The sequence below is a fragment of the Variovorax sp. Soil_C_12 genome, from assembly GCF_057657375.1.
The window spans coordinates 200,520-225,137 of record NZ_JBDGIO010000002.1; the positions used below are offsets into that span (position 1 = coordinate 200,520).

Here is a 24,618-nt window from a genome sequence, read left to right on the forward strand (position 1 = left end):
AACAAATTGGATGGCAAGATTCATTTTGGTGACAGGTGGTTGGCACGGAGCCTGGGCGTTCGAAGCCGTCAGCAATGCGCTATCGAGTGAAGGCCACGAAGTCCAGGCGCTCACGCTGTCGGGGCTGGGTGACGAGCCTGCGAATGGAACCAATCTCGAACGTCATATCGGAGCCATCGCACGTCGACGCGATCGTTTACGCCGATGCCTACGTGCCGGACAACGGTGCATCGGTTTGGTCGCTCGCCACCCAGAACTATCGGGAGCGTTTCATAGCGGGCGCGGTTGCGGATGGTCTGACTTGCGCGCCGTCGGCCCATCTCGACAGCCGATGCCGTCCCCATCCAATGGCCACTTTCCTGCAGGCGATCAAGTTGACCGGTAATTGGCGCAACGTCCGCGGCAAAGCCTTCATCGCCGCATGCGGCTGGGAAGGAAGTCCGTTCATCGAACTGTACGAACGTCTGCGACTGGACCCTGAATGGGCGACGCATCGCCTCGACTGCGCACACGATGTTCCGCGGCTGGCGCCCGAAGCTCTCACGAGGATCCTCTTGGAGTACGTGTAGGCAAGCCGAGCGCAGCGGGTCGCGAACTGCAGATCGGGTCGCTCGATGACGCCGCGTAACGGCGCCAACAGCAGAGCTTCGATCTGTCCGCAACGAGCCTACTGTCCTACGATCGACCAGCCGGCTTGCTGGTTCGTCTTGTCGTTTTCGTACTCCCACCGCGTGCCGCAGGCGTCGCAGCGATAGCTGGTAATGGTGACCGCGTGACCGCCGCTGTCACCATCGCTGCGCTCCGCTTTGCGGCTGGACATCTGCACGAGTTCGGCGTGCCCGGGCGCGCGGCGCCAGTTACGCTGGATTCCCGCACACGAGGCACAGAGCATCATCTTTTTCAGTTCGTCTCGTCGGTTCGACTCATTCGGCATGCGGCTGCTGCTCTCTCTATTTGTTGACCATTCAAACGACCCATGTTAGCAACACAGCAGGGTTCCGCTCCCGCCGGCGGATTCAACCTCTTGTCTTAGCCGGTCCCAAGCGTAAAGGCGGCAAGTTCCCAGTCTCCGGTCTTCTCGTCGCATCGGAGGACGTAAAGATGGCCGTCATCTGCGTTGACTTTGAACCAGCGCTGCGTTGGCGCAAACCAACGGTCAACGATGCAACGCACGGCAAGCCGGCGCTCGCCGAGCCAGAAAGCGAACGGTTCCGGTTCGCCGCGATAGCCGGCGCAGCACTCCACACAAATCGTCATGGTTTTCGATGAAGCTTGTTAAGCTTCCCGACGTGCTCTTGCCCCAGTCTGAAAGCCGAAGAACTCAGTCGTGATCGATGAGCACACCTGCGCAAGCGCCGCACCCACGACGTATAGCAACCAAGTCCGCGCAAAAACTTAAAAGGGCAGGCATTTGGTGCCGCACGTCGCGCCAGTTTCGCTGCTTTCAGGGCTTGCCGTTCTGGATCTCGACGTGACTGCCCGCATGCCAGCGCACGCGCACAGGCCGTTTCGCGTCGGCGATGAACTCCGAGTTCACGTCCTTGCCGCTGCCGTAGTTGATCTGCCGGTCGGGGCGCTTGTTGAGGCCGATCACCAGCACGATGCGGCTGCCCGCCGCGAGCTTGCGAGCGGTCACGCGCTCGGCGGTGAACGCCAGCAACTGACGCTCACCGGCCCGAAGAAGCCGGCGATACACGCGATGGCCGGCATAGCTGGCGCGGAAGTCGTAGGGCTCGAACAGGAGTTGGTATTCGCCGTTCGCCGTCTGCTCGTACAGCGAGACGCTGAGGTCCACGTCCTGCCGCGAGGGCGTGATGTCGAACTCGCCGCGCAGGCTGCCGTCGATCTCGGTGTCCTTCGGCAGCGGATCGCTGACGAAGCTGATGCTGTTGCGCATCGGCAGTTGCTTGCTGCGCAGCGCGTCCGGCCACGGGATGCGCGCGTCACGGCGATCGGCGAGATCGACCGAGAGTCGCGTGTTGCCACCGCCTTCGGGCGGCGATGGCAACAGACGATGCGGGCCGTCGCGCTCGCGGGTGTCGAGGTACAGACGCAGCCGGGTGCGAACCGGCGAGTCCAGCGTCGGCTCATGGCGCCACTCATCGGCACCCATCACCTGGTAGTTGACGCGGCCCTGCAGCAGCGGAGGCTTCTTCGCGCCCCTAAGGACATGGTCGAGCCATTGGTAGCGCAGCTCGGGTAGATCGACGCGTGCAACGGGGTCGACCGTGTAGCCGCGCAGCTGCGCCGCCGTGCCCAGCCGGATCGACGCCGCGTCATAGGGGCCGAGCAGCAGCGTCGTGTCGGCCTGCGGCCTGTTGCGGCGATGCTCGTTGTGGAAGTACAGCGCGCCGGCCTCGGCACCGTAGTAGCCGGCGATGCCGAGCACGGGGATGTCGATCTGCGCAAACTGCTCCGCGCTCGGCAAGAATTTGCGCCAGTAGAGATCGTGACTGGGGTGCGTCAGCCAGGTTCGGATCAGCCTGCTGCGCTTGCCCAGCAGGACGCGGTCCACGTCCCAGTAAGGGCGCTTGCCGCGATACCAGAGCGCGTCGAGTTCCTGCCAGACCGCGTCCGGGCTGGCGTCGGCGTCGGCTCGCAGGGGCTCGTCAGTCGCGTGCTCCTGCGCCCAGCGGACCATGGCGTTGCGGTAGATCTGTCCGGCCATCGGGAAGTCGATGCCCGGCGCCATCGGCGCGATCGTCGCGATGGCCTTGAGTGCCGCCGGCTTCCTGCGCGCCGCGGCCCAGGCGGCGTAGCCGGAGTAGCCGTCGCCGAGCATGGCGACCCGGCCGTCGCTCCATGGCTGCCGGGCGATCCAGTCAATGACCGCCGCGGCGTCTTCGCCGTCGCGAACGAACGGCCATACGGCGCCCTTGCCGTCGGGCGTGCGTCCTCGCACGTACGCCGTGACGCCGACGTAGCCTTTGACGGCGCTGCGCTGCGCGTCGTCCTCGGCGGGATCGAGCGTGAAGCGCAGCAGCGTCGGCAGGGCGCCCTTCGCGCCGCCGGGCCGCACCACATTGGCATGGATGACGACACCCCCACGCACGGGAATCCGGACGTCGGCCTCCGCCAGGTAGCGGCTGCGGTTTTCCGCCGCGATCAGCTCGGGCAACAGCGCACTGAAGCTGCGACGCGACTCGTACGCATGCCAGGTGCGAACGAGCGCCACGGCATCGGCCTGCGGAAGGCTGCCCTTCGCGCGCCAGCGGTCGAAAGCCTGCCGGACCGGCTCTCTGTACATCGTCAACGGGGCGTCGAGCCGCGCCATGATGGCCGCGGCTTGCACGTTGTCGAGCGGCGATACCAGCTCCTGGAACGAGCGCGCAAAAGCCTTGGCGAAGTCGAGGCGCTCGTTCGCTTCGAGCGCGCGTGCACGCGCATAGATGCCGTCGACGATCGCGCGCTCGGCCAGGCCGTCGAAGGGCTTGCCTTGCTGGCGGCTGCGCAAGGACCTGTTGCTGTCGGAAGCGGCGCGGTAGGTGCCGCTGACGATCTGCAGGGCGGTCATGTTGGCCAGGAAGGCATCGGAGTCGGCCTCCTGGTAGACCGGCACGATGCGCTGCGCGAGATCCCGCATCAGGTCCACTGCAGCAGGATCGTCAGGGTCGCGCGGGGGCCGGAAGCCGAAATCCAGTGCCCAGGCCCAGGCCGGCAGCGATAGCGCCAGCAGCACGAGGGCACGACGCGCAAGAAGGTTCATTGGACAACCTCCGTGCTTCGCACTGCGGTGCGAGCGCCTGCGGGCGGCCGGGCGGCGCTCATGGCTGAAGCTCCTCGGGCACTGCGTCCGGCACTTTGACCAGGTGCACCACCTGCGTGAACAGCCGGTCGTGCGCCTCTCCGGCGGAGCCGATGTGGACGATGCCCGTGCGCGCAAGCTTGGTCGTAAGCACGTCGATGATGAGTTCGAGCGTGTCGTCGTCGAACGCGCTGAAGGCTTCGTCCATCACCAGCCAGGGCGGCGCCTGCAGCACCACGCGGGCGAAGCCCAGCCGCAGCTGCTCGTCCATGCTGAGCTCGCGCTCCCAGCGCCCCGTTGTCTCCAGCAAGGGTGCCAGCCGTTGGAGGCCCATGCTCGCCAGCGCGGCCACCATGGCTTCTCTCGGATAGCGCGACGGCTCCACCGCATACGACAGCGCTTCGGCCAGCGTGCCGCGGGGAAGGTAGGGCGTGCCGCGCGGCATGTAGTGGATCGTCTCGCCGCGGGGCCGGCGCACGGTGCCGGAGCCCCAGGGCCACAGGCCCGCGAGCGCCCGGAACAGCAAGGTCTTCTCGGTGCCCGGCGTGCCGAGGATCAGCAGGCGCTGACCGGCGTGCATGACGAGGGCTCCGGCGTCGAGCCGATCGTGGCCGCTCCAGGCACGGACCTCGAGCGCCTCGATCGCGAGGGTTCCGTCTTCGCTCTCCGCATAGGCGATGCGGCTGCCGTCCGGCAGTGCCTCCAGATCGGACGCCAGCACCTGGCGCAGGCCGGCGACGCGCAGCAGCGTGGCGCGCCAGTCCGCAATGAGGCTGAAGTTGTCGACGAACCAGCGCAGCGACGACTGCGCCTGCGTGAACGCAGCGGCGGCCATCATCAGGCCGCCGAACGAAACCTTCCCCGAGAAGTACAGCGGTGCGGCCACCAGCGTCGGCGCGATGACGGTGACCCAGCCGAAGCCCGAGGTGACCCAGGTGAGGTTGGTCAGCCCGAGCACTACGCGCGAGGTGGCCTGCAGGACGTCGCCGAGATGCACGGCGACGCGGCGTTTCTCGTCGGCCTCGCCGGCGGCCAGCGAGATGCCGTCGAGATGCTCGTTGATGCGGGTCAGCGAGAAGCGCAATTCGCCTTCGCGCGCGTAGCGCTCGGCGTTGCGCGAGACCAGGCCCCTGCCGATCCAGTAGGTCATCAGTGAGCCGCCGATCGCATAGACAATGGCGGCCCACAGCATGAAGCCCGGCAGGGCATGGTCCCGGCCGTCGAAGAAGATGCTGAAGTCCTTTGAGAGGACCCACAGCACGCTCGCGAAGCTGCCGAACAGCATCGCTGCCTGCAGCAGACCCACGCCGAGGCCGACCGACAGATCGCACAGCTTCAGCGTGTCGTCGTGCATGCGCTGATCCGGATGGGCGCCCATGGGGCCGCTGCCCTGGAGCCAGAACGCCCGACGCGGCTGCAGCCACAGCCCCACGAGATCGGTCACCAGGGCCTCGCGCATCTTCAGCTGCAAGGTTTCGACCAGCCACCTCTGTGCGACGTTCAAGACCAGCAGCCCGCCCGCAATCACTGCGAAGATGCCGACCTGCAGGATGAAGTCGCCCACGTCGCGACGCGAGATCGCGTCGTAGAACGGCTTGTTCCAGCTGTTGAGCTCGATCTGCCCATACGCCGTGATCGCGATGACCACGACGATCCCGCCCGCCAGCGCGGCCAGCGTGCTCCTGACCGCAGATACGCGCAAGGCGCCGAGCAGCTCGCGAACCTGACGGACGACACCGGTCTTGACAGCCAGCTCGGCAGGGGTCTGCGACGCTGCGCTCATCGACGCCGCGGCTCCTGGCATGCAATTGCGAGGCGGCGCGCGAAGACACACGAGATGACGGCGGCGTGGCTCCAGGCCAGTTGCTTGGCAGAGGTCTGCGCGCCGCTGCGCTGATCGAACTGCTCCGACAGATCGCCACCGGCCGGGGTGTAGGCGCGCACGGTGGCGAGGTAGGCGTCGCCGCGCGCTGTCCAATGGCGCCAATGGCGTGCATCGCCGCCCGCCGCCGCCGCGGCGCGGAAGCAGAACTCGGCGGCGCCGAGCGTCGAGAAGTAGTAGGCGCCTCCCGAGTAGTACACGTCGCCGGCGTACCGCCCCATCGCCGGGCCACGGCCTGCGGGGCGGGCGTGGTTGATCGGATAGGCCGCATCGAACAGCGCCTCGAGTCGCGCCAGCGTGGCCTGCATGCGGGGGTCGGCCGGGCCATGCGCGGAAGCAGCCACGCCGTGCGTGACGGCGTGGTCGAAGCTGTGGATCGCCGAGAGGATCACCGCGATGTCCAGCGCCTTCGAACTGGGCCGGTCGTCCGCCAGCACGCGCGAACGGTAGTAGCCGTGCGCCGCATCGCGATCGTCTGCGCCTTCGTCCACCCAGTAGCCGTCGAGCAGGCTCAGCACGGCCTGCGACTCCTCCCGGCAGCACTGCGCTTGCGCCGCGTCGCCCAAGCCCTGCAGCCACGCCGCGCCTTCGGCCAGCGCGGCCGCCGAGACACGCAGCGTGTAGTAGTGATGGCCGCTTTCTTCCTCCCAGATGTCGTACGACGGCTCGCGCCAGTGACGCAGCGTGAAGTCGAGGTCGAAGCGGATCAGGGCGCTGAGCTGCGCCAGCAGGGGTGCGTCGAGGTGCCCGCCGGCCGCCCAGCGCAGCAGCGCCAGCGCGCGCAGCGGCGGCCCGTCGTGCTGCGGGCGCGCCCATTGCAAGATATCGAGTGTGCCGTCGGGGTTCACCCGCGTCTCGGCGACGACGGCATCGCCGTGGACGCTCGCGAGCTCACGGTCCTCGCGCAGGTACTGCAGGAGGTCGGGGGCAACGCGCGCCCTGCGGTCGGGCACCGCGGCAACTGCGCGGCCGTCGAGCCGGTTCAAGGCAAGGCTGAAACGGGTGAAGTCGCGCAGGTGCTGCAGGGCTTCGTCGCCGACGCGCCGCTCGACGTAGAGCAGGCGCAGCGCATCGATGACGACGGCGGAGTCGCGGAACCAATGAAAGAAGTAGTCCGGGTCCGGGTCGTAGCCGCCGAGAACGGGCGAAGCGATGATGGCACCGGCGATCGGCCGCACGGTCTGGCCGAAGCCCGCGCGATGCTTGACGATCGACACCGGCGAGATGCTGGTCAGCATCGCCCGCGCCGAATGGCCCAGCTGTGTTTCGAGCCAGGACTCGAACGCCGGGTCTTGCAGGCTCGTCACGCTGGAGCGTACCGGAGTACCTTCGCCTTCGGCTGCGGTGCTATTCGCCTTGGGAGCGGCCCGGCGGCTCACTGGAGTTCCTTCGCCTTCGGAACGGCCGTGCGGCTCATGCTTCCGGTGCCAGGAGATGCGGGCTGCTGAAGTCCAGGCGCCGCAGCCCGGCCTGCACTTCGGGCACGCTCATGAACAACTTCCACAGGAGGCCCGTTCGATGGTTTTCCATCATCACGACGATCGGGCCCTGGTCGATGGCGAGATAGGTTTCGGCGAACCAGTCGCGCCGTTCGCAGAACGCATCGACGAAGCCGTAGTCCTTCCACACCCGCGTGCCATGCACGGTCAGGAAGTGCCGCAGCACCTGCATCACCTCGGCAGGTGCATACGGCAGGCTGGCCAGCGCGGCCGTCGGCGAGACGGTGCCGTTGTCGTTGCTCGGGTCGTGCGCGAGGTAGCCGTCGGGGTCGTCGCTGGCGGTCAGGCCCCAGCACGTTTCGCCGTAACCCGGGTAGCCCCGGGGATTAGCAATGCAGTGCGCGCGATTGATCCGCACGTGGCGGCTGTTGAGATCCCAGTAGTCCGCGTAGCGATCCTTCAGGCCGTGCGGATCGAGGCCGCAGAACGAGTAGTGCGTAAAGAACAGCGGCCCGCCGTACGCCGAGCCCAGCGGCATGTCGATGCCGTAGTACTGCCGCCCGTTGATGAAGTCGGGCCCGGAAGCGTAGCCGCGGTGGTAGACCCGCGGATCGATCGCATGGCGCGGCGCGGCCGCGGCCAGGAAGTAGGTGATGAGGCACTCGTTCCAGCCGTGGATTTGATGGTTCATCGCCCAGCCGTGGTTCGGGCTCCAGTGCCAGTACAGCACGTCCTGCCCGCCCTGGGTGAACCAGTCCCATTCGACCTCGTGCCACAGCGTGTCGAAGTCGGCGCGCAGCCGGCGCGCCACGGCCGTGTCCTCGCTGAAGTACTGGCGCGCACACAGCAGGCCCATGCAGAGGAACGAGGTCTCGACCAGATCGCCCGCGTCGTCCTTGGGGCTCATCGGGATCGTCGCGCCGCTCGCCCCGTCCATGAAATGCGGGAAGGTGCCGTGGTAGCGCCTGGCGCGCAACAGGGCGTCCCGCATGCGGCCCAGGCGCTCCAGCGCTGCGTCCCGCGTCACCCAGCCGCGCTCCACCGCGACGATCAAGGCCATGATGCCGAAGCCCGAGCCGCCGATCGCGACCCTGTCGTCGGCCAGATCCTCGCCCGTAGCGCCGACGAGTGTGCGGCGGTCGAGCGCCAGGCCGCTGGCGGCGTCCGCACCGTCCCAGAAATAGCGGAAGGTCTGGCGTTGCACGGCCTCGATCAAGGCTTCGTCGGGCAGGGCTGCCAGCGCCCTCGGGTTTCTGTCATCCTTCAACACGAACGGCTCCTTTCGTCGACAGGGTGTGTCACGTTTGGTTTCATCGAGTCGTCGGCGCCACGCGGCCGATCGCCCCCCGCAGCATGCCATTATTGAGCCCCCTTGGGTTCCGCTTTGGAGTCTTCGATGAGTCGTATCGACACCCTCATGGCCCGGATGACGCTGTCCGAAAAGCTGGGCCAGCTGACGATGACCGCCTCCAGCTATACGGTCACCGGGCCGGTGCTCGCGGGGGATTCCACGCAGTCGATCATCGACGGCACGGTCGGCAATCTGCTGAACATGGTCGGTGCCGGGCCCGTGCACGAAATGCAGCGACTGGCCGTCGAGAAGTCGCGGCTTGGCATTCCGCTGCTGATCGGCCTGGACATCATCCACGGCCATCGCACGCTCTTTCCGATCCCGCTTGCGGAGGCGGGCCTCTTCGACGAAACGCTCTGGGAGCGCACGGCGCGCGAGGCAGCGCGCGAAGGCGCGGCCGAAGGCTTGGCGATGACCTTCGCGCCCATGCTCGATGTGTCGCGCGATCCTCGCTGGGGCCGCACCGCGGAAGGCCCGGGCGAAGACCCCTGGCTCAATGCGCGCATCGCGCGGGCCAAGGTGCGCGGCTTCCAGGGGGCCGACCTGTCGTCGGCCGAATCGCTGGCCGCCTGTGCGAAGCACTTCGTCGCCTACGGCGGGGTCAACGCGGGGCGGGAGTACGCTGAAGTGGACATCTCCGAGCGCACCTTGCGCGAGGTGCATCTGCCGGGCTTCGCAGCCGCCGTGCGCGCCGGCGTCGCGACGCTCATGCCGGCCTTCACCGATCTCAACGGCGTGCCGATGACGGCGCACATCCCCTTGCTGCGCGACTGGCTGCGCGGCGAGATGGGCTTCGACGGCGTCATCGTCAGCGACTACAACGCGATTGCGGAGCTGATCAAGCACGGCGTCGCCGCCGACCTCGCCGATGCGGCGGTGCTGGCGCTGAAGGCCGGCGTCGACATCGACATGATGGCCGACGCGTACCGCAAGGGCCTGCCGATCGCGCTCGAGCAGGGCCGGGTGACGATCGAAGAGATCGACGCGTGCGTGCGCCGCGTGTTGCGGCTCAAGGAGCAGCTCGGCCTGTTCGACGACCCCTACCGCCGCGGCGCGACACCGGAGCCCGCGGCGATCGTCGCTGAGCGCCGCGCGCTGGCGCGCGACGTCGGGCGCAAGGCCCTCGTGCTGCTGAAGAACGAGCGCGACATCCTGCCCTTGCCTGCGGCGGCGAAGGCGCTGTGTGTCATCGGCCCGCTGGCCGACGCAAACACCGAGATGAAAGGCCCGTGGTGGGGCGCCGGCGAACACGAGCCGGCCGTCAGCGTGCTGGCCGGCCTGCGCGCCGCGCTGCCGCAGACCGACATACGCCATGCCCCCGGCGTTGCGATCGACAGCGCCGATGACAGCGGCATCGCAGCCGCCGTCGCGCTGTGCGATGGCGCCGACGCGGTCCTGCTTTGCCTGGGCGAGCGTGCCTCGATGAGCGGCGAGGCGGCGAGCCGCGCCACGCCTGCGCTTCCCGGGCGACAGCAGGCGCTGGCCGAAGCGGTGATGGCCCGGGCCCGTTCGCTCGGCATCCCGGTTGTCGCGATTCTGTTTTCGGGCCGTCCGCTCGTCATTCCCTGGTTGTCCGGGCACGCCGATGCGCTGCTGGCTGCGTGGTTCCTCGGCGTCGAAGCCGGCCACTCGATTGCCGACGTGGTCACGGGCCGGGCATCGCCCAGCGGCCGTACGCCCATGAGCTGGCCGCGCGCCATCGGGCAGGTGCCGATCTACTTCGGCCAGCGCCCCACCGGCCGGCCGATGAATCCTGCCGACTATTACACGAGCAAGTACCACGACGTCGACAACACGCCGCTGTATGCCTTCGGTCACGGCTTGACCTACGGCCGGTTTTGCTACGACGAGCTTCAGGTCGAGCCGCAGCGCGTGCGCGAGCAGGACACGATGACGATCAGCGTCAGCCTGCGCAACGTCGGCGCACGCGAGGCCGAAGAGACGGTCTTCCTGTTCGCTCGCAGCAAGGTAAGCCGCGTCACCCGGCCGCTGCTGGAACTAAAAGGCTACGCCAAGCTGCGATTGAGGCCCGGCGAAGCCGGCTCGGTGAAGCTGGAGCTGCCGGCGGCCGAGCTGGGCTACCTCGGGCCGGACCTGCAGCCCTTGTTCGAGGCGGGCGAGGTCGAGATCCTCGTCGGACCGAGTGCCGAGCAAACCGGGTTGTTGCGCCAGACCATCGAGATCGACACGCGCTGAACAAATCCGGGGCGCGCCCGTCATGCCTGAACCGACCACTGTGTGGGCGAACCAGGAGGACAGCGCGATGCCATGCGCGCGGACCTACGACCGCTCCACGCTGGCGCTATGTCCGAGGAGCGGCAGCGACTCGGTCAGCCATCTTGAGGAGCCTCGTCGCCCCCTCCTTGACGATCGTCGACCACTTGCATGTTCTCCAGGATCTTGAGCAGGTAGTGCAGGGTGTGGGTGATGTCGTTCACGGAAAAGCCTTCGAGCACCTGCGCGTAGTAGCCGTGAATCTTCGGCAAGGCCTCGTCCTGCCATACGCGCCTCCCTGCGGTCGTCATTGACACCAGACGCGAGCGGCGGTCGCGCTCGTCGGCCGCAGTCTGGATTCGCCCATCTCTTTCCATGCGGCTGAGCAGACCGGAGAGGTTCTGCCTGCTGACTTTGAGATAGCGCGCCAGTTCGCCGACGCTCAGGCCTTCGCTCGCCACCGGCCTGGACAGCGCGCCGAGCACCGCCCACTGCTGCGTGGTCAGGCCCTCGGCCTCGACCGCCTTGGTACCTGTTTTGTGCAACATATTGGCACATTGGTACAAACGAAAGAAGACCCGGTTGGCCAGCTCGATCTTGGTCGTTTCTTCAGTATCTACAGGGTTAACCATAGGATTTTCTCTCATAGAAATGTCTTGCATGCGAGCGCTCTCCCGCCACATAATACGACAACACATTGACGTATATGCAGCGAGCAACCCTGCTTCGACGCGTCGACGATAGCAAGCTTCAAACCTGACGGAGAACCTGATGCAGAGATTCGAAAGCAAGACAGTGGTGGTCACCGGCGGCGGCGGCGGGATCGGCGGGGCGACCTGCCGGCGCTTCGCTCGCGAAGGCGCCAAGGTCGCGGTGTACGACATGAACCTGGACGCAGCCGAGAGGGTCGCCGCCGCCATCCGGGACGAGGGCGGGCAAGCGCAGGCGTTCCGCTGCGACATCACCGACCGCGCCAGCGTCGACAAGGCGGTGGAGGCCACGCAGCAGGGCCTGGGCCCGATCGACGTGCTCGTCAACAATGCCGGCTGGGACGTGTTCAAGCCCTTCACCAAGACCGAGCCGGGGCAGTGGGACAAGCTGATCGCGATCAACCTCACCGGCGCACTGCACATGCACCACGCGGTCCTGCCCGGCATGGCGGCGCGCAAGGCCGGGCGCATCGTGAACATCGCGTCCGATGCGGCGCGGGTCGGCTCCTCGGGCGAAGCGGTGTACGCGGCATGCAAGGGCGGCCTAGTGGCGTTTTCCAAGACCATCGCCCGCGAACATGCGCGCCACGGCGTCACCGTCAACGTGGTGTGCCCGGGGCCGACCGACACCGCCCTGTTCGCCGACTACAAGGAAGGCGCGGGCAATCCCGAGAAGTTGATGGAAGCGTTCACCCGCTCGATTCCGCTGGGCCGCATCGGCCAGCCGGACGACCTGCCCGGCGCCATTCTCTTTTTCGCCAGCGGCGACGCCGGCTTCGTCACCGGCCAGGTGCTGAGCGTCTCCGGCGGCCTGACGATGAACGGCTGATCGCGCGCCGGCTTCCTGCACACCCCCTTAGGAGAACACCATGGAATTCGAAGACATCCTTTACGAAGTACGCAACGGCGTGGCCTGGATCACGATCAACCGGCCCGACAAGATGAACTCGTTTCGCGGGCAGACTTGCGACGAGATCATCAAGGCGATGAACCGTGCCGGCTATGACCGCGGCGTCGGTGCCATCGTGCTGGCCGGCGCCGGCGACCGCGCCTTCTGCACGGGCGGCGACCAGTCCGCGCACAACGGCAACTACGACGGCCGCGGCACCATCGGCCTGCCGATGGAAGAGCTGCACGACACGATCCGCAACGTGCCCAAGCCGGTCATTGCCCGCGTGCAGGGCTTCGCCATCGGCGGGGGCAACGTGCTGTGCACCATCTGCGACCTGACCATCGCCTCCGAGAAGGCCCTCTTCGGCCAGGTGGGCCCGAAGATGGGATCGGTCGATCCGGGCTATGGCACGGCCTTCCTGGCGCGCGTCGTCGGCGAGAAGAAGGCGCGCGAGATCTGGTATCTCAACCGCCGCTACAGCGGCGCCGAGGCCGTGGCCATGGGCCTGGCCAACGCCGTGGTTCCGCACGACCAGCTCGACGCCGAGGTGCAGAAGTGGGCCGAGGAAATCTGCGAGCGCAGTCCCACGGCGCTGGCCATCGCCAAGCGCAGCTTCAACGCCGACACCGCGCACCAGAGCGGAATCGCGGGCCTTGGCATGTACGCGCTCAAGCTCTACTACGACACGGAAGAGTCGCGCGAGGGCGTCAATGCCCTCAAGGAAAAGCGCAAGCCCGACTTCCGCCAGTACGCGAAGTAGAGACCCGCCCCACCGATCGATCCCCTGCACGCACGGCGCCATCGGTGTGGCGCCGGGGCGCAGCGCACCCTGGAGACATGTCATGAATCCCTATCTCGACGACGACCTGACGGCACTCGGCGACCACGCGCGCCGTTTTGCGACCGAGCGCATCGCTCCCGGCTTCCTGGAACGCGACAAGACCCGCGTGCTCGAGCGCCAGCTGATGCGCGACATGGGTGAGATGGGGTTCATCGCGCCCGAGTTGCCCGAGATGCATGGCGGCCAGGGCATGGGCTGCCTGGCCGCGGGCGTGATCCATGAGGAGATTGCGCGGGCCGACCTCAGCATGTCCTACATCAACCTGCTCGCCTCGCTCAATGGCCAGATCCTCTCGCAGCACGGCAAGCCCGAAGTCGTCCAGCCGTGGCTGCAGAAGCTGACGCGCGGCGAGGCCTTGTTCGCCATCGCGCTGACCGAGCCGCGCGGAGGCTCCGATGCGGCCAACCTGCGCCTGCGCGTGGAGCGCGTCGGCGACGAGTACGTGATCAACGGCGAGAAAACCTCCATCTCCGCCGCCGACCAGGCCGATGCGGCGGTGGTGTTCGGCCGCACCGGCCCGGTCGAGTCGGCAGCCCACGGCGTGACCGCGCTGCTGGTGCCGATGGACCTGCCGGGCGTGACGCGCAACCGCTTCGATTGCCACGGCCAGCGCGCCATCGGCCGCGGCTCGCTGTTCTTCGAGAACGTGCGGGTGCCTGTGAGCCACCGGCTCGGGGCCGAGAACAAGGGCTTCGTCCAGGTGATGCAGGGCTTCGACTTCTCGCGGGCGCTGATCGGGCTGCAGGTCCTGGCGGTGGCTCGCGCCGCGCTCGAGGAGACCTGGGAGTACGTGGCACAGCGCGAAGCCTTCGGCAAGCCGCTGTCGGCGTTCCAGGGCGTGTCTCATCCGCTGGCCGACTTCGACACGCAGGTAAGCGCCGCGCGCCTGCTGTGCCTGCAAACCTTGTGGCTGAAAGACAAGGGCGCGCCGCACTCCGCCGAAGCTGCGATGTGCAAGTGGTGGGCGCCCAAGCTGGCCTACGACGCCATCCACCAGTGCCTGCTGATGTTCGGCCATGGCGGCTACGACCGCGGCGTGATGGAGCAGCGTCTGCGCGACGTGCTGGGCTTCCAGATCGGCGACGGCACCGCGCAGATCATGAAAACCATCGTGGCGCGCACCCGCGCCGGGCGCGACGCAGTACCGGCCTGAGCCCGTTCACCCACAGCGACAGAAAAGCCAGGAGACAAGACCATGGAATTCGATGCCGTACTGCTGCCGCCGCGCCGCGCCCGAATGGTGGCGCAGGGCCTGTGGCATGAGCGCACCATCAACGACGAGCTCGATGCCTGCGTCGCGGATTGTCCCGACAAGCTTGCGCTCACGGCCCTGCAGGTGGAACAGGGCGTTACCACCCGCTTCACCTACCGCGAGATGGCTTCCATGGCCGATCGCATCGCGGTGGGGCTGTCGCGCCTGGGCGTGGGCCGCAACGATGTCGTGGCCTGCCAATTGCCCAACTGGTGGCAATTCACGCTGGTCTATCTGGCCTGCTCCCGCATCGGCGCGGTGATGAACCCGCTGATGCACATCTTCCGCGAGCGCGAGCTGTCCTTCATGCTCAAGCACGGCGAGGCGAAGGTCGCGATCGTGCCGAAGACCTTTCGCGGCTTCGATTTCGAGCGCATGGTGGTCGCGCTGCGACCGGCCTTGCCCGACCTGAAGCAGGTCGTGGTGGTCGGCGGCGCGGGCCCCGACAGCTTCGAGGCGCTGCTCAGCGGACCTGCCTGGGAGAAGGAACCCGACGCGCACGAGATCCTCACGCGCAGCCGGCCGGGTCCGGACGACGTGACGCAGATGATCTACACCTCCGGCACCACGGGCGAGCCCAAGGGCGTGATGCACTCGGCCAACACCACGATGGCCAACATCATTCCCTACGCGCAGCGCCTGCGCCTGGGTGCCGACGACGTGGTGCTGATGGCCTCGCCCATGGCGCACCAGACCGGCTTCATGTATGGCCTGATGATGCCGATCATGCTCAAGGCCGGCGCCGTGCTGCAGGACATCTGGGAGCCGAAGCAGGCCATCGAATCGATCCGGGCCGAGCGGGTCAGCTTCACGATGGCCTCCACGCCCTTCCTCACCGACCTCGCCCGGACCGTCACCGAAACGGGCCAGGAGGTGCCGAGCCTGCGCACCTTCCTGTGCGCGGGCGCGCCGATACCCGGCCCGCTGGTGGAGCAGGCGCGCCAGGTCCTGGGCACCAAGATCGTGTCGGCCTGGGGCATGACCGAGAACGGCGCCGTCACCCTGATCCAGCTGGACGACGACGACGTGCGCGCAGCCACCACCGACGGGCTGGCGCTGCCCGGCGTCGAACTCAAGGTGGTCGACGAGAACGACCAGGTGCTGCCTGCCGGTCAGCCCGGACGGCTGCTCGTGCGCTCGTGCTCGAACTTCGGCGGCTACCTGCGGCGCTCGCACCTCAACGGCACCGACGCCGACGACTGGTTCGATACCGGCGACCTGGCGCGCATGGACGCCCAGGGCTACATCCGCATCACCGGCCGCAGCAAGGACGTGATCATCCGCGGCGGCGAGAACATCCCGGTGGTGGAGATCGAGTCGCTGCTGTACCGGCACCCTGGCATCGCCATGGCCGCCATCGTGGCCTACCCCGACGAGCGCTTGGGCGAGCGGGCCTGCGCGGTGGTGGTGCCCAGGCCCGGTCACAGCGTCGACCTGCCGTCGATCGTGCAGTTCCTGAAGGCGCAGAAGGTGGCGATCCAGTACATCCCGGAACGCCTCGTCGTGCGCGACGCGATGCCGTCCACGCCCTCCGGAAAGATCCAGAAATTCAAGCTGCGCGAGACCCTGACCTGACGGCAACACCTCGCACCTTCCCCCCCACATCCAAGGAGACAAGACCATGTTCGTTCCTATCCCAGCGGCCGCACGGCGCGCCCTCGCGCTCGCCGTTCTCACCATCTTCGGCGCCGCCGGTTCCGCGCAGGCGCAGACGGCCGCCAACTGGCCCGCAAAACCCATCCGCGTGGTCGTCGGCTTCGCGCCTGGCGGCAGCACCGATGTCATGTCGCGCATCCTGCCGCAGACCCTCTCGGAATCGCTGGGCCAACCGGTCATCATCGACAACAAGCCCGGTGCGAGCGGCAATATCGCTGCCTCGGAAGTGGTGCGTGCCGCGCCGGACGGACACACCTTCCTGATCGCGCCCACCTCGGTCGAAACGGCCAACCCCTCGCTGTTCATGTCGAACATCCTGCCTTCGCGCGACCTGACGCCCGTGGCCAGTGTCGGGCGCACCCAGATGTACCTGGTCGCCAAGCCACAGATGGCAGCCAAGGACGTGCGGGAGTTGGTGGCAATGGCCAAGATCAAGCCGGGCACGCTGTCCTACGCCTCTGCCGGTTCCGGCACGCCCCCGCACCTCGCCTGCGAACTGTTCAAGCAGGCCACCGCGACCTCCATCACCCACATCCCGTATCGCGGAGCGGCCCCCGCGTTGCAGGATGTGCTGTCGGGTCAGGCCGACTTCGTCTGCGACCCGGGCATCGCCTTCCCGCACATCCGCACCGGCAAGGTCAAGCTGCTGGGCATCGTGAGCACCAAGCGCTCGCCTTTCTTTCCCGACGTTCCGACAGTGGGCGAGCAGGGCTTTCCGGGGGCCAACCTCGACATCTGGTTCGGCCTGTGGGCGCCCAACGGCACGTCCCCCGAGATCGTGGCCCGCATGAACCGCGAACTGGCAAAGGCATTGGCTCAGCCGGGCGTCAAGTCGCGCCACGCCGACCTCGGTGCCGAGCCGATCGCGATGGACACGGCGGAGTTCCGCAAGCTGCTGGTCAACGAGACCGCGCAGCTGTCCGCCCTGATCAAGGAACAGAAGATCAGCGTGGACTGAAGCGGACCTGCCATGCAAGAACAACCCATCCTGGTGGAGACGCACGGCCGGGTCAGCGTCATCACGCTGAACAGGCCGCAACAGATGAACGCGCTCGACGACGCGCTGATGGACGCCCTGGGCGCCGCGCTGCTGGCCTGCGATGCCAATGCAGACATCGGCGCCATCGTCATCACCGGCAACGACAAGGCCTTCGCGGCCGGCGCCGACATTGCGGCGATGGCGGACTGGAGCTACATGGATGTGTACCAGGGCGACTTCATCACGCGCAACTGGGAAGCCATCCGGCGCGTGCGCAAGCCGGTGATCGCGGCGGTGGCGGGCTTCGCCATGGGCGGGGGCTGCGAGCTGGCGATGGCGTGCGACGTGATCGTTGCCGCCGAATCCGCGCGGTTCGCGCTGCCCGAGATCAAGCTCGCCATGCTGCCGGGCGCCGGCGGTACCCAGCGCCTGCCGCGCGCCATCGGCAAGGCCAAGGCCATGGACATGTGCCTGTCGGGCCGCATGCTGGACGCCGCAGAAGCCGACCGCTACGGACTGGTCTCGCGCGTGGTGGCGAGCGAGCAACTGCTGGCGGAAACGATCGACCTCGCCACCCGCATCGCCGCCTTCTCGCTGCCGGCGTTGATGGCGATCAAGGAGTCCGTGAACCGCGCCTGGGAATCCTCATTGTCCGAGGGCATCGGCTTCGAGCGTCGCCAGCTGCATGCGCGTTTTGCCAGCGAGGACGCGCATGAAGGTATGCATGCCTTTCTGTCCAAGCGCAAGCCGGTGTTCGGGCACCGCTGATTCGTTCAATCCCTGGAGCCATCCATGAAGATACTTGTCCCCGTCAAGCGGGTCGTCGACTACAACGTGAAGGTGCGCGTCAAGTCCGACGGCACCGGTGTCGATATCGCCAACGTCAAGATGAGCATGAACCCCTTCGACGAGATCGCCGTCGAAGAAGCGGTGAGGCTCAAGGAGAAGGGCGTCGTCACCGAGATCATCGCCGTGTCCTGCGGCGATGCGAAGTGCCAGGAGACCCTGCGCACTGCCATGGCCATCGGCGCCGACCGCGGCATCCTGGTCGAGACCACCGAAGAGTTGCAGCCGCTGGCCGTCGCCAAGCTGCTCAAGGCGCTGGTGGACAAGGAACAGCCCGGCCTGGTGATCCTGGGCAAGCAGGCCATCGACGACGACGCCAACCAGACCGGCCAGATGCTCGCGGCGCTGGCTGATCTGCCGCAAGCCACCTTCGCCAGCAAGGTCGAAGTGTCGGGCGACAAGGTCAACGTCACCCGCGAAGTCGATGGCGGCCTGGAGACCATCTCGCTGAGCCTGCCGGCGGTCATCACGACCGATCTGCGCCTGAACGAGCCGCGCTACGTCACGCTGCCCAACATCATGAAGGCCAAGAAGAAGCAGCTCGACACCGTCAAGCCCGAGGACCTGGGCGTGGACGTCAAGCCGCGCCTGAAGACCCTCAAGGTCAGCGAGCCCCCGAAGCGCGGTGCCGGCATCAAGGTGCCCGATGTCGCCACGCTGGTGGACAAGCTGAAGAACGAAGCGAAGGTGATCTGACCATGACCGTCCTTGTTATTGCCGAACACGACCACGCCACCGTCAAGCCGGCGACCCTCAACACCGTGACCGCGGGCCTGGCCTGCCAGAGCGGCGATGTGCATGTGCTGGTGGCCGGTGCCAATGCGGCCGAAGCCGCTGCTGCCGCCGCCAAGATCGCCGGCGTGGCCAAGGTGATCGCCGCCGACAGCCCGAGCCTCGCCGAGAACCTGGCCGAGAACGTTGCTGCTCAAGTTCTTGCCATTGCCAAGAACTACAGCCACATCCTGTTCCCGGCGACCGCCAACGGCAAGAACGTCGCCCCTCGCGTGGCCGCCAAGCTGGACGTGGCCCAGATCAGCGACATCACCAAGGTCGACAGCCCCGACACCTTCGAGCGCCCGATCTACGCCGGCAATGCCATCGCCATCGTGCAGAGCAGCGACGCGATCAAGGTGGTCACCGTGCGCACCACCGGCTTCGACGCTGCGGCAGCCACCGGCGGCAGCGCCACGGTGGAGAACGCCGAAGGCGTGGCCGACAGCGGCAAGTCGAGCTTCGTCGGTCGCGAAGTCACCAAGAGCGAACGCCCCGAGCTCACCGCCGCCAAGATCATCGTCTCGGGCGGCCGCGCGCTCGGCAGCGCCGAGAAGTTCCAGGAGGTGATGGCACCGCTGGCCGACAAGCTCAACGCCGGCCTGGGTGCCAGCCGCGCCGCAGTCGACGCGGGCTACGCGCCCAACGACTGGCAAGTGGGCCAGACCGGCAAGATCGTCGCACCGCAGCTGTACATCGCCTGCGGCATCTCGGGCGCGATCCAGCACCTGGCCGGCATGAAGGATTCGAAGGTGATCGTGGCGATCAACAAGGACCCGGAAGCGCCGATCTTCTCGGTGGCCGACTACGGCCTGGAAGCCGATCTGTTCACGGCCGTGCCCGAACTGGTCAAGACGCTCTGAGCAAGCAAAGCTCCCCAACCGAATCCACACCTACAGGGACCAGCCATGCAAAACGCCTCGTCTTCCCCTTCGCCCGAAATCCTCTGGACGCCCGGCCCGGAGCAGCTGCAGTCGAGCCGGCTGGTCCACTACCAGCGCTGGCTCGAGCGCGAAGGAGGCGTCGCGACCCGGGACTACGCCGAGCTGTGGCGCTGGTCCGTCGATGATCTGTCGCGGTTCTGCAATCGATCTGGAGCTACTTCGACATCCAGGCCGACGGCGACCGCGAGCCGGCGCTCGGACGGCGCGAAATGCCCGGCGCGGAATGGTTCCCCAAGGCCCGGCTGAACTTCGCCGAGCATGTACTCCGCCATGCGAGGCCCGATCAGCCCGCGGTCAAGCAGCAGATTCGCAGCAAGGTCTCGGGCCGCCATGTTCCCGACGCGATCGTCCAGGTCAGCGAAATTCCGCGCACGCTGAGCGGAAAGAAGATGGAGGTTCCCGTGCGCAAGCTCCTGCTGGGCGCGGAACCGGGCAAGGTCGCCAGCCCCGACGCGATGCAAAACCCCTCCAGCCTGGCGTTTTTCGTGCAGTACGCCAGGACGCGCAACCTCGGCCTCAGTCAGGTGAGACCAGAGAGCCGCTGAGCGCCCTTCCTCTTCAGCGCTCCAGCCACACCGGCTCGTCCCCCAGCCGGGGCGTCGGCCGCGCCCAGTACGGTGGCGACTCCGACAACCCGAGCACAGGGCCCCACCTGCGCGCGCAATGTGTTTTATGCACTCGATGCATCAATCGTTTTGAATCTTGCAATTCACTTTGCTCTGCCAACGCGCGAGACTCGTTGTCAAGGGTCCTCAGAAGCAGGAGCCGCAACCGGAGACAAGTGAGTGACCGCACAAGCTGAAGAACTTCGCGCCTGGATCGGGCGCAGCGAGACCATCCAGGACGCCATCTACCCGACGCCCGTTATCGCGTTGACCGCCACGCTGGACCACCCTTCGATGCCCGTCGAGACCGGCACCACCTTGCCGTACCTTTGGCACTGGCTGTATTTCCTGCCGATGCATCGACAGTCCGAAATCGGCGCCGATGGGCACGCCAAGCGCGGCGGCTTTCTTCCTCCGGTGCCGCTGCCGCGCCGCATGTGGGCCGGCAGCCAGTTCGAATTTCGCTCGCCGATACGAGTCGGTGACCGGGTTGCGCGAACCTCGACCATCGACGACGTGACCGTCAAAGAGGGCCGCACCGGCACGCTTGTCTTCGTCAAGGTCAGGCACGAGGTGCGTTGCAACGACAGCAGCGAACCGGCGCTCGTCGAATTCCACGACATCGTCTACCGCGAGGCGCAGGGTCCGAACGATGTCGCCCCACCGCCACAAGCCGCGCCCGCGGAAGCCCCATGGAAGCGCTCCATCGTGCCGGATGACGTGCTGCTGTTTCGCTATTCGGCGCTTACCTTCAATGGCCACCGCATCCACTACGACAGGCAGTACGTCACCAAGATCGAGGGCTATCCCGGCCTGATCGTGCATGGACCGCTGATTGCAACGCTGCTGATGGATCTCCTTCGTCGCCAGATGCCGCAAGCGGATGTGGCCAGCTTTCGATTCAAGGCGGTGCGTCCGACTTTCGACCTTCAACCTTTCCAGCTCCAGGGACAACCTCAAGCCGACGGCAAGACCATCCGGCTCTGGGCCTCCGATCACGAAGGCTGGCTCACGATGGACGCGACTGCTGTCCTGCGCTGATCTCCGTCAACCACCCACACTCAGACAGAGCAACCCATGCAGCCACTCAAAGGCCTGACGGTCGTTACGCTGGAACACGCGATCGCGGCCCCTTTCGCCACGCGCCAACTCGCTGACCTCGGCGCACGCGTCATCAAGATCGAACGACCGGGCTCGGGCGATTTCGCCCGAGGCTATGACGAGCGCGTGCACGGATTGGCGTCTCACTTTGTCTGGACCAACCGTTCCAAGGAGAGCCTGACGCTCGACGTCAAGCATCCCGAGGCGGCCACAATCCTGGAACGCCTGGTGGTGGAGAAGGCAGATGTCGTGGTGCAGAACCTCGCTCCCGGTGCCGCGGCGCGCCTTGGCCTCGGTTATGAGAAGCTGTCCGCCGCAAAGCCGGGGTTGATCGTGTGCGACATCTCAGGCTATGGCGACGACCCGATCAACCCCGGGCCGTACCGTGACAAGAAGGCCTACGATCTTCTTATTCAGAGCGAAGCGGGGTTCGTCTCGGTCACGGGCACGCCCGATGAGCCGTGCAAGGCAGGCCCGTCGATCGCCGACATCGCCGCAGGCATGTACGCGTACAGCAGCATTCTCGCGGCGCTGTTGCAGCGCGGCCAGACCGGCAAAGGCCAGCGCATCGACATCTCGATGCTGGAATCGCTCGCCGAATGGACCAGCTATCCGCTCTACTACGCCTTCGAGGGTGCGGCACCACCTCCGCGAACCGGCGCCAGTCATGCAACGATCTATCCCTACGGTCCATTTCCCACGGGAGACGGCAACATGGTGATGCTGGGTCTTCAGAATGAACGCGAGTGGGCCAGTTTCTGCGAGAAGGTGCTGCAGCAACCATCGCTGACTACCGATCCTCGCTTCACAGCCAATTTCAAGAGGGTGGCCGAGCGCGACGCGCTGCGCGGGATCATTGTGGAAGCCTTCTCGTCCCTGACCAGAGCCCAGGTGGTGGAGCGGCTCGAGCTCGCGCAAATCGCCAATGCCCAGGTCAACACCATGAATGACGTCTGGGCCCACCCGCAATTGAAGGCGCGCGGGCGTTGGACCGAAGTCGGCTCGCCGAATGGCCCGCTGCCCGCCATGCTGCCGCCCGGCACCTGGGACGTGGGCCCGCGCATGGACCCCGTGCCCGCGCTCGGCCAGCATACCGACGCCATCCTGGCCGAGTTGGGCTACGGTGCGGCCGAGATCGATGCGTTGCGCGCATCCAGGGCTATCTGAGGTGGGCGACATGTCCGTTGCTTCCAACATTCCTCGCACCTACCTCTTCGTTCCCGGCACGCGGCCGGAACGCTTCGGCAAGGCGCTGGGGAGCGGCGCGGATGCCGTCATCCTGGACCTTGAAGACGCAGTCGCAACTGACGACAAGGCGCTCGCTCGCCACGCGATCGCAGACTGGTTGCGTACCGCATCCGCGGACGATCAGTCGCGCACCGTGGTGCGCATCAACGATGCTGCGTCGCCGTGGTTCGATGACGACCTGGCGGCGCTGCGCAAGGTCGGGGCCCGCAGCGTACTGTTGCCCAAGGCCGAGTCAGCAGAGCAGGTCGCGGCCACGCTTGCCGCGCTGCCCGGGGCCAGCGTGCTCGCACTGATCGAAAGTGCGCGCGGAGTGGCCGGAGTCGACACGGTCGCCGCCGCGGGCGTGTCGCGCCTGGTGTTCGGCACTTTGGACTTCGCATTGGACCTGGACATCGAGATTGAAAGCGACGCCACGGGTCTCGCCTACGCGGCCAGCCGCATCGCGATTGCCTCGCGCGCGGCAGGCCTGCCGGCGCCGGTCGCCGGGGTCACGCCCCAGCTGGAAGATCGCAAGCGCCTCCTGGCCGACCTGGCCACTGCGCGTGCTCTTGGCTTTGGCGCCAAACTGTGCATTCATCCGAGCCAGGTGGAGCCCATTCACACCGCGCTAAGACCCCCCGCAGAAGCACTGGAGTGGGCGCGGCGAGTGCTGGCAGCCGATGCTGCCTCCCCGGGCGCTGCGCGGCTCGATGGCCGCATGGTCGATCGACCTGTGGTCCTGCAGGCACAACGCACGCTGGCCCTGGCCCGCGACTGAACCTCCCCTCAACATCCTGCCCAGAAAGATCCAACCCCATGGCCTCCACCATCATCGACTCGCGCATCTTTGGCGACATGTTCAGCGACGCGCGCATGCGCGACGTGTGGTCTGACGAGAACCGTACCGCCAAGTACCTCGACATCGAACGCGCGCTGGCCAAGGTGCAGGGCGAGCTCGGCATCATCCCCAAGGATGCGGCGGACGAGATCGTCCGCAACTGCGAGCTATCCCAGATCGACTGGGCAAAGCTCAAGGCCAAGACCGAGCAGATCGGCTACCCGATCATTGCGGTCGTCAACCAGATCAACGCCAACTGCCGCGACAAACTGGGCGAGTATTGCCACTGGGGCGCTACCACTCAGGACATCACCGACACGGCCGCGGTGCTTCAGATGCGCGAGGGCCTCGCGTTGGTCGAGCAGGACCTGGACGAGATCGGCCAGGCGCTGGCCACGCTGGCAAAGAAATATCGCAACACGCCCGTGATCGGCCGCTCCAATCTGCAGCAGGCCACACCGATCACCTTTGGCTACAAGATGGCAAGCATCCTGGCCGGTATCGACCGTCACCGCGAGCGCCTGCAGCAGCTCAAGCCACGGGTGCTGATGGGGGAGTTCGGCGGCGCGTCGGGCACGCTGTCTTCGCTGGAGAAGGGCGCGATGGAAACGCAGGCAGGCCTGATGAAGGAACTCGGCCTTGCCCAGCCGCTGATCTCCTGGCACACGGTGCGCGACACCATCGCGGAGGTGGGCGCCTTCCTTGGCCTGGTGGGCGGCTCGCTCGGCAAGATCGCCATGGACGTCAAGCTGATGATGCAGACCGAGGTGGCCGAGGTGTTCGAGCCTTTTGCACCCGGCCGCGGTTCGTCGTCGACCATGCCTCAGAAGCGCAACCCGATCTCTTGCCTGTACATCCACGCCAATATTTCCGTGGCGCGCCAGCATGTCGCTGCGCTGATGGATGCGATGGTGGCTGACCACGAGCGCTCGACCGGCCCTTGGGAGATCGAGTGGGTGTCCTTGCCGGAGATCTTTTGCCTGATGTCCGGGGCGCTGAAGCAGACAAAATTCATTCTCAAGGGCCTGGAAGTCGACGCCACCCGCATGCGCGCCAACATCGACCTCACGAACGGCCTGGTGATGTCTGAAGCGGTGATGATGGGACTGGGCCCCTACATCGGCCGCGAGTACGCACACGACCTTGTGTATGACCTGTGCCGAGAAGCGATCGGCCAGAACCGCCCGCTGATCGAGATCCTGTCCGAGCACCCGGAGATCAGCAAGCACGTCACGCGCGCCCAGCTCGACGCGATGTGCGACCCTGTCAACAACCTTGGCCAGGCCGGCGTGATGGTCGATAGGGTACTGATGGCGCGTCGCTGA

Annotated in this window: 21 protein-coding genes and 1 pseudogene; 16 read left to right on the forward strand and 6 right to left on the reverse strand. The window is 66.7% G+C overall.

Annotated elements, in window-relative coordinates:
• The first annotated feature begins 143 nt into the window (after positions 1 to 143).
• Positions 144 to 569, forward strand: a complete 426-nt coding sequence (locus tag AC3A6X_RS05880) for a hypothetical protein (RefSeq protein ID WP_487841280.1) — start codon at positions 144 to 146, stop codon at positions 567 to 569.
• A gap of 98 nt (positions 570 to 667) precedes the next feature.
• On the opposite strand, the gene AC3A6X_RS05885 is transcribed toward AC3A6X_RS05880, so the two are convergent.
• Positions 668 to 934 carry a hypothetical protein gene (locus tag AC3A6X_RS05885; RefSeq protein ID WP_487841281.1) on the reverse strand — a complete coding sequence of 89 codons (267 nt, stop codon included), beginning with the start codon at positions 932 to 934 and terminating at the stop codon, positions 668 to 670.
• A gap of 167 nt (positions 935 to 1,101) precedes the next feature.
• On the opposite strand from AC3A6X_RS05885, the gene AC3A6X_RS05890 reads away from it, so the two are divergent.
• Complete coding sequence (locus AC3A6X_RS05890; RefSeq protein ID WP_487841282.1) at positions 1,102 to 1,269, forward strand: hypothetical protein; 168 nt, start codon at positions 1,102 to 1,104, stop codon at positions 1,267 to 1,269.
• Between the two features lie 175 nt (positions 1,270 to 1,444).
• On the opposite strand, the gene AC3A6X_RS05895 is transcribed toward AC3A6X_RS05890, so the two are convergent.
• From AC3A6X_RS05895 to AC3A6X_RS05910, 4 genes are all read right to left on the reverse strand, one after another.
• Positions 1,445 to 3,706 (reverse strand): CocE/NonD family hydrolase, encoded by a 2,262-nt coding sequence (locus AC3A6X_RS05895; protein ID WP_487841283.1) that lies wholly within the window; start codon positions 3,704 to 3,706, stop codon positions 1,445 to 1,447.
• Between the two features lie 58 nt (positions 3,707 to 3,764).
• Positions 3,765 to 5,528 carry an ABC transporter ATP-binding protein/permease gene (locus AC3A6X_RS05900; RefSeq protein ID WP_487841284.1) on the reverse strand — a complete coding sequence of 588 codons (1,764 nt, stop codon included), beginning with the start codon at positions 5,526 to 5,528 and terminating at the stop codon, positions 3,765 to 3,767.
• The gene (locus AC3A6X_RS05905; RefSeq protein ID WP_487841285.1) at positions 5,525 to 6,934 is read right to left on the reverse strand and encodes a glycoside hydrolase family 15 protein; all 1,410 of its coding nucleotides are present in this window, start codon (positions 6,932 to 6,934) and stop codon (positions 5,525 to 5,527) included. Before AC3A6X_RS05905 ends, AC3A6X_RS05900 begins: the two co-directional genes overlap by 4 nt.
• Positions 6,935 to 7,040: 106 nt before the next feature.
• The gene (locus AC3A6X_RS05910) at positions 7,041 to 8,336 is read right to left on the reverse strand and encodes a glucoamylase family protein (protein ID WP_487841286.1); all 1,296 of its coding nucleotides are present in this window, start codon (positions 8,334 to 8,336) and stop codon (positions 7,041 to 7,043) included.
• A 126-nt stretch (positions 8,337 to 8,462) separates the two neighbouring features.
• Between AC3A6X_RS05910 and AC3A6X_RS05915 the strand changes: the two genes are divergently transcribed.
• Positions 8,463 to 10,613 (forward strand): glycoside hydrolase family 3 N-terminal domain-containing protein, encoded by a 2,151-nt coding sequence (locus AC3A6X_RS05915; RefSeq protein ID WP_487841287.1) that lies wholly within the window; start codon positions 8,463 to 8,465, stop codon positions 10,611 to 10,613.
• 134 nt (positions 10,614 to 10,747) lie between these two features.
• Here the strand turns inward: AC3A6X_RS05915 and AC3A6X_RS05920 are convergent, their stop codons facing one another.
• Positions 10,748 to 11,263, reverse strand: coding sequence for a MarR family winged helix-turn-helix transcriptional regulator (locus AC3A6X_RS05920; RefSeq protein ID WP_106561225.1), 516 nt, complete (start codon positions 11,261 to 11,263; stop codon positions 10,748 to 10,750).
• Positions 11,264 to 11,402: 139 nt separating this feature from the next.
• Between AC3A6X_RS05920 and badH the strand changes: the two genes are divergently transcribed.
• The 13 genes and pseudogenes from badH to AC3A6X_RS05985 all read left to right on the forward strand — a co-directional run bounded on the left by badH (position 11,403) and on the right by AC3A6X_RS05985 (position 24,618).
• Positions 11,403 to 12,170 carry a 2-hydroxycyclohexanecarboxyl-CoA dehydrogenase gene (badH, locus tag AC3A6X_RS05925; RefSeq protein WP_487841288.1) on the forward strand — a complete coding sequence of 256 codons (768 nt, stop codon included), beginning with the start codon at positions 11,403 to 11,405 and terminating at the stop codon, positions 12,168 to 12,170.
• 40 nt (positions 12,171 to 12,210) lie between these two features.
• Positions 12,211 to 12,993 (forward strand): 2-ketocyclohexanecarboxyl-CoA hydrolase, encoded by a 783-nt coding sequence (gene badI / locus AC3A6X_RS05930; RefSeq protein ID WP_487841289.1) that lies wholly within the window; start codon positions 12,211 to 12,213, stop codon positions 12,991 to 12,993.
• Positions 12,994 to 13,075: 82 nt separating this feature from the next.
• The gene (aliB, locus tag AC3A6X_RS05935; RefSeq protein WP_487841290.1) at positions 13,076 to 14,227 is read left to right on the forward strand and encodes a cyclohexanecarboxyl-CoA dehydrogenase; all 1,152 of its coding nucleotides are present in this window, start codon (positions 13,076 to 13,078) and stop codon (positions 14,225 to 14,227) included.
• A gap of 42 nt (positions 14,228 to 14,269) precedes the next feature.
• Positions 14,270 to 15,901 carry a cyclohexanecarboxylate-CoA ligase gene (aliA, locus tag AC3A6X_RS05940; protein ID WP_487841291.1) on the forward strand — a complete coding sequence of 544 codons (1,632 nt, stop codon included), beginning with the start codon at positions 14,270 to 14,272 and terminating at the stop codon, positions 15,899 to 15,901.
• A gap of 46 nt (positions 15,902 to 15,947) precedes the next feature.
• On the forward strand, positions 15,948 to 16,940 hold the full coding sequence (locus AC3A6X_RS05945) for a Bug family tripartite tricarboxylate transporter substrate binding protein (protein ID WP_487841292.1): 993 nt from the start codon (positions 15,948 to 15,950) through the stop codon (positions 16,938 to 16,940).
• Between the two features lie 12 nt (positions 16,941 to 16,952).
• Positions 16,953 to 17,729, forward strand: coding sequence for an enoyl-CoA hydratase (locus AC3A6X_RS05950; protein ID WP_487841293.1), 777 nt, complete (start codon positions 16,953 to 16,955; stop codon positions 17,727 to 17,729).
• Positions 17,730 to 17,753: 24 nt separating this feature from the next.
• Positions 17,754 to 18,503: an electron transfer flavoprotein subunit beta/FixA family protein gene (locus AC3A6X_RS05955; protein WP_487841294.1), complete on the forward strand. Its 750-nt coding sequence runs from the start codon at positions 17,754 to 17,756 to the stop codon at positions 18,501 to 18,503.
• Between the two features lie 2 nt (positions 18,504 to 18,505).
• The gene (locus AC3A6X_RS05960; protein WP_487841295.1) at positions 18,506 to 19,441 is read left to right on the forward strand and encodes an electron transfer flavoprotein subunit alpha/FixB family protein; all 936 of its coding nucleotides are present in this window, start codon (positions 18,506 to 18,508) and stop codon (positions 19,439 to 19,441) included.
• A 386-nt stretch (positions 19,442 to 19,827) separates the two neighbouring features.
• Positions 19,828 to 20,067: pseudogene (locus AC3A6X_RS05965) on the forward strand (hypothetical protein); the annotation flags it as partial.
• Positions 20,068 to 20,421: 354 nt separating this feature from the next.
• Positions 20,422 to 21,168 carry an HTD2 family dehydratase gene (locus AC3A6X_RS05970; RefSeq protein WP_487841296.1) on the forward strand — a complete coding sequence of 249 codons (747 nt, stop codon included), beginning with the start codon at positions 20,422 to 20,424 and terminating at the stop codon, positions 21,166 to 21,168.
• A gap of 36 nt (positions 21,169 to 21,204) precedes the next feature.
• Entirely contained in the window at positions 21,205 to 22,395 is a 1,191-nt protein-coding gene (locus AC3A6X_RS05975; protein WP_487841297.1) for a CaiB/BaiF CoA transferase family protein, read from the forward strand.
• A 10-nt stretch (positions 22,396 to 22,405) separates the two neighbouring features.
• Entirely contained in the window at positions 22,406 to 23,233 is an 828-nt protein-coding gene (locus tag AC3A6X_RS05980) for an HpcH/HpaI aldolase/citrate lyase family protein (protein WP_487841298.1), read from the forward strand.
• Between the two features lie 38 nt (positions 23,234 to 23,271).
• Positions 23,272 to 24,618 (forward strand): class-II fumarase/aspartase family protein, encoded by a 1,347-nt coding sequence (locus AC3A6X_RS05985; protein WP_487841299.1) that lies wholly within the window; start codon positions 23,272 to 23,274, stop codon positions 24,616 to 24,618.

What these genes read in the sequence shown, in the direction of transcription:
- AC3A6X_RS05880 (WP_487841280.1), top strand. Translation starts at nt 144, where the DNA reads ATGGAACCAATCTCGAACGTCATATCGGAGCCATCGCACGTCGACGCG.
- AC3A6X_RS05885 (WP_487841281.1), bottom strand. Translation starts at nt 934, where the DNA reads ATGCCGAATGAGTCGAACCGACGAGACGAACTGAAAAAGATGATGCTC.
- AC3A6X_RS05890 (WP_487841282.1), top strand. Translation starts at nt 1,102, where the DNA reads ATGGCCGTCATCTGCGTTGACTTTGAACCAGCGCTGCGTTGGCGCAAA.
- AC3A6X_RS05895 (WP_487841283.1), bottom strand. Translation starts at nt 3,706, where the DNA reads ATGAACCTTCTTGCGCGTCGTGCCCTCGTGCTGCTGGCGCTATCGCTG.
- AC3A6X_RS05900 (WP_487841284.1), bottom strand. Translation starts at nt 5,528, where the DNA reads ATGAGCGCAGCGTCGCAGACCCCTGCCGAGCTGGCTGTCAAGACCGGT.
- AC3A6X_RS05915 (WP_487841287.1), top strand. Translation starts at nt 8,463, where the DNA reads ATGAGTCGTATCGACACCCTCATGGCCCGGATGACGCTGTCCGAAAAG.
- AC3A6X_RS05920 (WP_106561225.1), bottom strand. Translation starts at nt 11,263, where the DNA reads ATGGTTAACCCTGTAGATACTGAAGAAACGACCAAGATCGAGCTGGCC.
- badH (WP_487841288.1), top strand. Translation starts at nt 11,403, where the DNA reads ATGCAGAGATTCGAAAGCAAGACAGTGGTGGTCACCGGCGGCGGCGGC.
- badI (WP_487841289.1), top strand. Translation starts at nt 12,211, where the DNA reads ATGGAATTCGAAGACATCCTTTACGAAGTACGCAACGGCGTGGCCTGG.
- aliB (WP_487841290.1), top strand. Translation starts at nt 13,076, where the DNA reads ATGAATCCCTATCTCGACGACGACCTGACGGCACTCGGCGACCACGCG.
- aliA (WP_487841291.1), top strand. Translation starts at nt 14,270, where the DNA reads ATGGAATTCGATGCCGTACTGCTGCCGCCGCGCCGCGCCCGAATGGTG.
- AC3A6X_RS05945 (WP_487841292.1), top strand. Translation starts at nt 15,948, where the DNA reads ATGTTCGTTCCTATCCCAGCGGCCGCACGGCGCGCCCTCGCGCTCGCC.
- AC3A6X_RS05950 (WP_487841293.1), top strand. Translation starts at nt 16,953, where the DNA reads ATGCAAGAACAACCCATCCTGGTGGAGACGCACGGCCGGGTCAGCGTC.
- AC3A6X_RS05955 (WP_487841294.1), top strand. Translation starts at nt 17,754, where the DNA reads ATGAAGATACTTGTCCCCGTCAAGCGGGTCGTCGACTACAACGTGAAG.
- AC3A6X_RS05960 (WP_487841295.1), top strand. Translation starts at nt 18,506, where the DNA reads ATGACCGTCCTTGTTATTGCCGAACACGACCACGCCACCGTCAAGCCG.
- AC3A6X_RS05970 (WP_487841296.1), top strand. Translation starts at nt 20,422, where the DNA reads ATGCCCGTCGAGACCGGCACCACCTTGCCGTACCTTTGGCACTGGCTG.
- AC3A6X_RS05975 (WP_487841297.1), top strand. Translation starts at nt 21,205, where the DNA reads ATGCAGCCACTCAAAGGCCTGACGGTCGTTACGCTGGAACACGCGATC.
- AC3A6X_RS05980 (WP_487841298.1), top strand. Translation starts at nt 22,406, where the DNA reads ATGTCCGTTGCTTCCAACATTCCTCGCACCTACCTCTTCGTTCCCGGC.
- AC3A6X_RS05985 (WP_487841299.1), top strand. Translation starts at nt 23,272, where the DNA reads ATGGCCTCCACCATCATCGACTCGCGCATCTTTGGCGACATGTTCAGC.